The sequence below is a fragment of the Dolichospermum sp. LEGE 00246 genome, from assembly GCF_015207865.1.
In the GTDB taxonomy this organism is placed as follows: Bacteria; Cyanobacteriota; Cyanobacteriia; order Cyanobacteriales; family Nostocaceae; genus Dolichospermum; species Dolichospermum heterosporum.
This window is the reverse complement of the sequence record NZ_JADEWA010000002.1, coordinates 32632-40399: the sequence shown is the minus strand read 5'-3', so window position 1 is coordinate 40399 and position 7768 is coordinate 32632. Positions and strand designations below refer to the sequence as shown.

8 protein-coding genes are annotated in these 7768 nt (G+C 38.9%); 2 read left to right on the top strand and 6 right to left on the bottom strand.

Going from position 1 to position 7768, the window contains the following annotated elements:
- The 6 genes from IQ228_RS00430 to IQ228_RS00405 all read right to left on the bottom strand — a co-directional run.
- On the bottom strand, positions 1–354 hold a 354-nt coding region (locus tag IQ228_RS00430; protein WP_193961917.1), incomplete at its 3' end, for a Dam family site-specific DNA-(adenine-N6)-methyltransferase.
- A 130-nt stretch (positions 355–484) separates the two neighbouring features.
- Positions 485–847, bottom strand: a complete 363-nt coding sequence (locus IQ228_RS00425) for an alfin (protein ID WP_193961916.1) — start codon at positions 845–847, stop codon at positions 485–487.
- 159 nt (positions 848–1006) lie between these two features.
- Positions 1007–1699: a Uma2 family endonuclease gene (locus tag IQ228_RS00420; protein WP_193961919.1), complete on the bottom strand. Its 693-nt coding sequence runs from the start codon at positions 1697–1699 to the stop codon at positions 1007–1009.
- 29 nt (positions 1700–1728) lie between these two features.
- Entirely contained in the window at positions 1729–2478 is a 750-nt protein-coding gene (locus tag IQ228_RS00415) for a cobalt-precorrin-6A reductase (protein ID WP_027402254.1), read from the bottom strand.
- Between the two features lie 333 nt (positions 2479–2811).
- Positions 2812–3420, bottom strand: coding sequence for a hypothetical protein (locus IQ228_RS00410; protein ID WP_193961915.1), 609 nt, complete (start codon positions 3418–3420; stop codon positions 2812–2814).
- Between the two features lie 53 nt (positions 3421–3473).
- Positions 3474–3974, bottom strand: a complete 501-nt coding sequence (locus IQ228_RS00405; protein WP_027402252.1) for a thioesterase family protein — start codon at positions 3972–3974, stop codon at positions 3474–3476.
- Between the two features lie 175 nt (positions 3975–4149).
- On the opposite strand from IQ228_RS00405, the gene IQ228_RS00400 reads away from it, so the two are divergent.
- Positions 4150–5622 (top strand): leucyl aminopeptidase, encoded by a 1473-nt coding sequence (locus IQ228_RS00400; RefSeq protein WP_027402251.1) that lies wholly within the window; start codon positions 4150–4152, stop codon positions 5620–5622.
- Between the two features lie 118 nt (positions 5623–5740).
- Positions 5741–7768, top strand: coding sequence for an N-6 DNA methylase (locus IQ228_RS00395; protein WP_027402250.1), 2028 nt, complete (start codon positions 5741–5743; stop codon positions 7766–7768).

Genomic DNA, 7768 nt, shown 5'->3' with positions numbered 1-7768 from the left:
CCTGGATGCTCGTTGAACTTCTGTTTTAGACTTGAAATTCTTTTCTCGATCCCAGTCTCTAATATCATAATAATAATATTCATTATTTTTGTGATTTTTTAAATCCTCAATTAGTTCATCTAAAGAATTTTTAATTATTTTGTAACAATTTATCAATTCAGCATTACTGTCATTAATGACAGCTTTTTTAGGTTGCAAACTAAACAAAAGCGCACCACCACCAATAAAAGGCTCGTAGTAGGTTTGAAGATTATAATTTTTAGGCAGGTGATTGGCTAGAATTGTCGGCACAAGCTGTCTTTTTCCTCCTGCCCACTTTACAAAGGGTTTGACTAACGGATTAACTGATACCATTTTATGACCTGTAAATTATTAAGTGACAATAGCTTATTGATACTATTGTACTATATAATTGATATTTTCGTCTAGAATCCAGATTATACTATATTTTTTAGAAAAATCTGGATTTTTGAGAATTATTGGATTATTCCCAGTTTAATTGACATTCATGTTGATCAAATTCCCAATCAATACATACATCAGATATGGAGTCCATCGAATTTATTATATTAAAAACTTGAAGTTTATCTTCTTGTTGATATAAGCTAACAGCATATAAAATAATAGCAGCTAACCAAGCATCAAGTCGTCTAGCAAATTCAAGTGTCCAATCATATCTTTCTTCAACAGTAGGTTGATAATTAATCACAGGAGTAGCTGTTGATTTATGTGATGGAGGGTAAGGTAGTTGAATCAATCCAGGTAAAACACCTAAAATATGAAATTCAGTTTCATTGTCACTCACATCAATTAATTGCCATTCAGTATTATTTGAGTATAAAGGCATATTAAAAAATAAATAATTTCCTCGTTCGTAAGTGTTACTTGTATTCCATATATCCCAAGATCGTAAAGCTTTTACTAACACTTTCTGCCATCGAATATTATCGGTTGACGCTCACGGAAGCCTCATTAATTTACAATCTGCTATATTCCCAATCACCAATTATCTATTTTGTAAAAATTCCCTATGTTCAGGTGAATTTAATCCGGCTTGTAAAACTGCTAAAACCTGAATCATGTCACCTGCCAGTAATGCTGGTACTGCTAACCATAAACCTGGCATAACTTGACTTTTTATGACACCATCAGCATCGGGTTCAAGAGAGATATATTCACTTTCATGTAATTGAAACCAATTTAGTTTTTTTTCTAAACTTTGCCAAACAATATATTCTTGAATACCGTTGCGACGATAGGCCTTTTTTTTATCATGCAAATCATAAGCTGCACTACTAGCAGCAATTTCGGCAACTAATTCTGGTGAACCTTCAATATAGTCATCTACTGTAATGCGGGACTTTCCTCCTAAACTTTGATCAATGAATAGAATTCCATCAGGCTGGGGTTCGTTATCTTGATCTAATCTAATTGTGGGTTCAATACCTAACTTGATACCGGGTGTAGCAATTTGATAATTCCCTAACCAAATTACCAGTTTTGCATGGGGTTCTGCATGACGTTGAAAGCGTAAGGGTGATGCCACGTAAACTACTCCTTCGATTAGTTCGGCTTTTTTAACATGGAGACTTTCTGTATAACGACGTTCAAATTCGTGGCGGGATAGGCGATCGCCACTTTCTAAAGGTAAAATCAGATTTTGAGGAGTATTGTTAATATCTGGTTTCTTAATCACCATGTTGCGTCCCTCCATTAATTACCTTAATTTTATAAAATATCCAACTTGTCAAACAACCATTTGCACGCACTATCTACGTCTGGAACTTGTTCTCCTGGGGGTACAGGTGGACGATTTACCATCACAACCTTAATTCCGAGTTTCCTAGCGGCGATAATTTTGGGATAGGTGGCATTACCACCGCTATTTTTGCTAACAATGGTATCTATATTGTATTTGAGTAAAATTTCCTGTTCGTTTTCTAAAGTAAAGGGACCGCGATCGCATAAAATTAATCCAGGTGGGACGATAACATCAGTATTTGGTGGATCAATCATCCGCATTAAAAACCAAATTTCCTGTAAATGTGCAAAAGTCGCAATTTCTTGTCTACCAATTGTTAGAAATACTCGTTTAGCTTGATTTGCTAACACAGTAGCAGCAGCGAGATTATTTTCTACTTCTAACCAGCAATCATCTCCTAATTTTTCCCAAGGTGGACGAATTACCATTAATCGCGGAATACCTACTTCCTGTGTCGCTGCGGCGGCATTTTCAGAAATCTGATTAGCGAAAGGATGAGTAGCATCAATTAATATATCAATTTGCATTTCTCGCAAATAACCAACCAATCCTGGGACACCACCAAAACCGCCAATCCGCACATTACCAACAAGATTAGCAGGTTTACGAGTTCGACCGGCTAAAGAAGCGATCGCCTCAATACCAGGAATATTTGCTACCTTAGCAGCCAATTCCACTGCATCACCAATTCCACCGAGAATTAAAACCCGCAACATATCAATTTTGGATTTTGGATTTTAGATTTTAGATTTCTACGAAGCTGTTGTATATACAGTTTGCACTTGAATGAAATACATCCTAGTCCCATCCTTGCTTGCGGGGCTATCGTGTACACACAAGTTAAATTACCCCTCTTAATCCCCTCGATGCTTTGGGGGGAAACCGGAAAATGGCGTTGCTGAATCGAGGTATGAAATCTCCAAATTGAACCTTTAAAAATCAAACCTCAGTGCGTCTACTCTTCGAGATCACGAAGCGTGATTGCGCCTTTGCGTGAGACTAAAATTCATACCCTTAATCCTTAATCAGCAACGCCTCATTTTTAATTACTAATGTCTATTGACACTAGATTCTAAGATTTTAACTTGATTTTGGAGTTTTTCTACAGTTTGCAAATGCGATAACTTTAATGAATAATTCAACCAAATAAAACTACCGGAAAAGATAGTTAAAACTCCAACTAAAATACCTGTTAACAATTTCACCTGAAAATGCAGATGTTTTACCTGATTAACTTGATTTTCTTCTGGAAGTTGAGACATAGGAGCTAAACTGAGATTTTCATTATCTACCATCACCTCTATCTTCGTTTCTTCCACTCTGGCAAATGTCACCTTACTTTCCAGCCATTTAGTAATTAACTCAGGACAATTTTTATTAAACCATTGCCAAGCCAGGATTTTAAATACTGGCTTCGACATTTTAGTCATAAATTTTAGAGTCTTATTGAGAGTTCCAAAATGCAGCTTATGATTTATCAAATTAGTTGAACCAACATCATAAAGACAATCTATGATGGCTTTAATTGTAACTTCTTCCTGATAAATCAAGGTTTTTAATAAAAGTCTAAGTTCATTAATTAGTTGTTCCTCTTTCTCTTTCTCTTTTTCTTGAACCTTTTGTGTTAAATGATCAGATATTTTTACTGATTTAGACATATTAAAACTATGGGTTGCTAGAAAAGTTTTTTTATTATAGTTCCCAGTTTCCATTACCTAATCTTCCGAGAACCGGAAATTTTCGCCAAAGCATCTTGAAACGCGGGTGGTAACTGACGCATAATTTTACCTTTTTCTCGATCCAAAGCTACTAACGTTACCAGAGCAGTAATATATAAATCCTGACCATCAGGAGAAACAAGGGTGTAGTCCCAGTTCATTCGCACTCCCGTTACCTCAGCCATCCGTGTTCTTACTAGGACTGGCATTCCTAATTTCACCGACTGATGATAACGAATTGACAATTCTACAACAGGTAAATCACAACCTAAAGCTACTAAATCAGCAAATTCAATGCCTATAGAGCGTAAGCATTCTACCCTTGCTTCTTCCATCCATGTTAAATAAGTACCATGCCAAACTATACCTGCGTAATCAGTGTGGTGAGGTTGCGCCCGAACTGGATATTCAAACCAATTTTCAAATGCAACATTAGTCACACTGTCAATGGCGCTGGTGGGTGGTAATTGGGGCTGATTGATTTCTTTAGACATAGGAATAATTTTTACAAGCAACGGATGGCTAAAAAACCGATAAAACTTTGTAAATTGGATATTTGTGAACTATTTTTTATCTTACCAGATTGTCAAGACGTTGCGTAAAACGCCCATGATTCGGAAAATTTGAGCAATACTGGTACATGAAGCAAGATAGACAGAAATTAAAAAAATGACGATTCAACTTACAAATACAGGATTATTAGATTGGACCGGTGATACTTTAGCCTTTGGTCTATTTGAAGATGCGGTGGAGTTAACCGGTGATCTGGTCAACTTAAATGATAAATTTGCGGGAATTTTAAAAGAAGTAATTACCGAGGAAGAGTTTACAGGTAAGGCAAATAGCACCGTTGTTATTCGTTTAGGTGGGACTTACCCAGTGAAGAAGGTAATTGTAGTTGGTTTAGGGAAACCAGACGCACTAAAACTAGACAGTTTACGCCGTGTAGCCGCGACTATAGCCAAAACCGCCAAAAAGCAAAAAACCAAGACTTTGGGCATCAGTTTACCACTGTGGAATAATGACCCAGCCACCACAGCCCAAGCATTGACTGAGGGCATAGAATTGGCACTTTACCAAGATATTCGCTTTAAATCCGAGCCAGAAGATAAAAATCCCAATATTGAAACCATTGATTTACTTGGTTTAGCTGGACAAGAAGCGGCTATTACCCGCGCTAATCAAATTGTTTCCGGTGTAATTTTAGCTAGGCAGTTAGTCGCAGCCCCAGCTAATGCGGTTACATCTATTACTATGGCAGAAACTGCTCAAGCGATCGCTCACGAATACGGGTTAGAACTGGAAATTCTCGAACAGGAAGAATGCGAGAAACTAGGCATGGGGGCATTTTTAGGAGTCGCCCAAGCTTCTGATTTACCACCAAAATTCATTCACCTCACCTATAAACCAGCCGGTACACCTAAGCGGAAACTGGCAATTATCGGAAAAGGCGTAACTTTTGATTCCGGTGGATTGAACATTAAAGGCGCTGGTAGTGGGATCGAAACCATGAAAATGGATATGGGTGGTGCAGCGGCAACTTTAGGCGCGGCTAAGGCTATTGGACAATTAAAACCAGATGTGGAAGTTCACTTTATCTCCGCCGTTACTGAAAACATGATTAGCGGTAAGGCTATGCACCCTGGAGACATCTTAACTGCATCAAATGGCAAAACAATCGAAGTAAATAACACCGATGCTGAAGGGCGGTTAACCTTGGCTGATGCCTTGGTTTATGCGGATAAATTGGGTGTGGATGCGATCGTTGATTTAGCTACCCTTACAGGTGCTTGTGTGGTAGCTTTGGGCGAAGATATCGCCGGTTTATTTACACCAGATGACGCGGTAGCTTGCCAACTGCAAACAGCCGCTGACAGTGCCGGTGAGAAAATTTGGCGGATGCCGATGGAAGATAAATATTTTGACGGGCTAAAATCGGGTATTGCTGATATGAAAAATACCGGACCTCGTTATGGCGGTTCTATTACTGCGGCTTTATTCCTCAAGCAGTTTGTTAAGGATACCCCTTGGGCGCATTTAGATATTGCCGGACCAGTTTGGGCTGATAAGGAACATGGCTACAATGGTGCTGGGGCAACTGGTTTTGGTGTGAGAACACTGGTTAGCTGGGTTTTGAGTTAGGGAAACACCAGGGCGGGGAAACCCCGCCCCTACGGTTTTTGTATAGGAAATAGATCAAAGTGCGATCGCTCAAAATAGCCTATCATTAGGCTAGGTGTAACCTGTATTCCATAACTTCATGCCTTTCTCCGATTTCACTAATCCTTATAAAAATCCGGCTGACGTACCAGAAAAGTATCGCCAGCATATAAATCTACAGAAATTATTTAAAGCCGATGGTTCTTATGTCCGTCCAGCAGAAGACCCTGTAACAATATGGGCAATTCAGATTTTAGTAGAAGAGTACGGTGTGCCACTAGAAGCAATGGCGTTAGAACTAAATGCAGATTTTGCCGAAGGAACTCATCAAGGTGGACGACGCTATCAAGGACGGGCAGACGTTGTAGTTTATGATGACCGTTATGCTGACTCTGTAGGTAATTTGGATGTAGCCTTTATTATGGTAGAGGCTATGGAACCAAATAAAAAAGTTGGTGGAACTGAAGCGGAAGGTTGGGTAGAACATCTTAACCGACTCAATTCTTACATGAGTGCTTCACCATCTGCTCGTTATGCAATATTAACCAGTGGGAAACAAACAGATATCTATCGTCGTGACCTTGATTATCCACGTAAGTTAGAAATAATTGGTAACTTACCTAAATATGAAAGCGCCCGTGAAGCTGCAAACCATAGTCCTTATACTGTAATTTTAAATCCTAGTGAACCAGATGGTATTCAAACTGGACTTACACCTCTATCCCGTGATAAATTTCGGGAGGTTTTGGGTGATACCCGTTCTGGATGTCATTCTATTCTCAGAGATAACGAGGGTTTGCAGCCACAAGAAGCCGTTGATGCAATGGTTAAATTTTTGTTTGCTAAGTGGTACGACGAACAAGCAACAATTGACTTGGTAAAGCAAACAGGAGAATCACGGGCTTATGTATTTAGTGTCAGTAATGAAACAGACCCAGAACGTTTATTAGTTCAAGTCAGAGAAACTTTTGAAAAAGCCAAGCAGTGGGAACGGGACACACTAGCGAAAAAATTTGGTGATGATTTGGGTGTGCGTTTGGCATTTAATGAAGCTGATGTGTTGCAATTCAAGCCTCACACGACAATGGAAATAGTCAAGCGTTTACAGCCTTGGAGTTTGCGGAAATCTTCAGCAGATGTCAAAGGTGGAGTATTTGAGGACTTTTTAAGTAAGACTTTCCGCGATGATTTGGGGCAATATTTCACACCTACACCAGTAATTAATTTAATGGTAGGAATTTTGCAACCAACAGTAAATGATTATGTTGGTGATCCTGCTTGCGGTTCAGCGCGAATGCTAACTCACGTTTTGGATTATGTGCGTAAACAGGAATATGCAAAAGCAATAGCAAATAATGGAGATAGTGCTGAAGGGATAAATCCTGAAGAACCAACGGAAGAGTTTATCAAGTTTCGAGATAATCATTTATTTGGGGCTGAATATTCTCGAAATGTCATGCACGTAGCGCGAGTTAATACTTTAATGAATGGCGCACAATATGCCGATTTAAAGGTTATGGATTCGCTGGAAAGATTGAGTAGCATTACAGGAGGAATTACAGAAGGACTTCCAGAACGTCCTGGTTTTTATCTGGGTGGGTTAACGATGATTTTAACTAATCCTCCATTTGGTTCTAAGTTGACAAATGAAAGTATTTTGAAGGATTTTGCTTCACGGGATGGGGTGACAAAGAAAAATGGCAAGGTTGTTAGAAGCATTCCTCAAGAAGTCGCTTTTCTTAATCGTTGTCTTGAGTTTTTAGCACCAGGGGGAAAGTTAGCAATTGTTTTACCTGATGGTGTTTTGGCAAATAGTTCCATGCAGGATGTAAGAGACTGGATTTTACGTTGGGCAAGATTAAAAGCGATTGTGAGTTTACCACAAGAAACATTCAGACCCTATGGTGCTGCTGTGAAAACTAGCGTGGTTCTTCTAGAAAAGCGTGATATAGCTTTGACAGCAGAAAGTCAGCTAGAAATTGAGCAGGATGATAAGATTTACATGGCTAGGATTGATGATATTGGCTATGACGCATCTGGTCGTATTTCTGCCTCAGAAGATGAAGTTAATGAACCGCCAGAAGTGAAGAAAGCAATTACAGATTTAGCTGGGTTATTAGGAAGGTAG

Excerpts from the sequence above, each read along its gene's own strand:
- IQ228_RS00425 (WP_193961916.1), bottom strand. The coding sequence starts at position 847 with ATGCCTTTATACTCAAATAATACTGAATGGCAATTAATTGATGTGAGT.
- IQ228_RS00420 (WP_193961919.1), bottom strand. The coding sequence starts at position 1,699 with ATGGTGATTAAGAAACCAGATATTAACAATACTCCTCAAAATCTGATT.
- IQ228_RS00415 (WP_027402254.1), bottom strand. The coding sequence starts at position 2,478 with ATGTTGCGGGTTTTAATTCTCGGTGGAATTGGTGATGCAGTGGAATTG.
- IQ228_RS00410 (WP_193961915.1), bottom strand. The coding sequence starts at position 3,420 with ATGTCTAAATCAGTAAAAATATCTGATCATTTAACACAAAAGGTTCAA.
- IQ228_RS00405 (WP_027402252.1), bottom strand. The coding sequence starts at position 3,974 with ATGTCTAAAGAAATCAATCAGCCCCAATTACCACCCACCAGCGCCATT.
- IQ228_RS00400 (WP_027402251.1), top strand. The coding sequence starts at position 4,150 with ATGACGATTCAACTTACAAATACAGGATTATTAGATTGGACCGGTGAT.
- IQ228_RS00395 (WP_027402250.1), top strand. The coding sequence starts at position 5,741 with ATGCCTTTCTCCGATTTCACTAATCCTTATAAAAATCCGGCTGACGTA.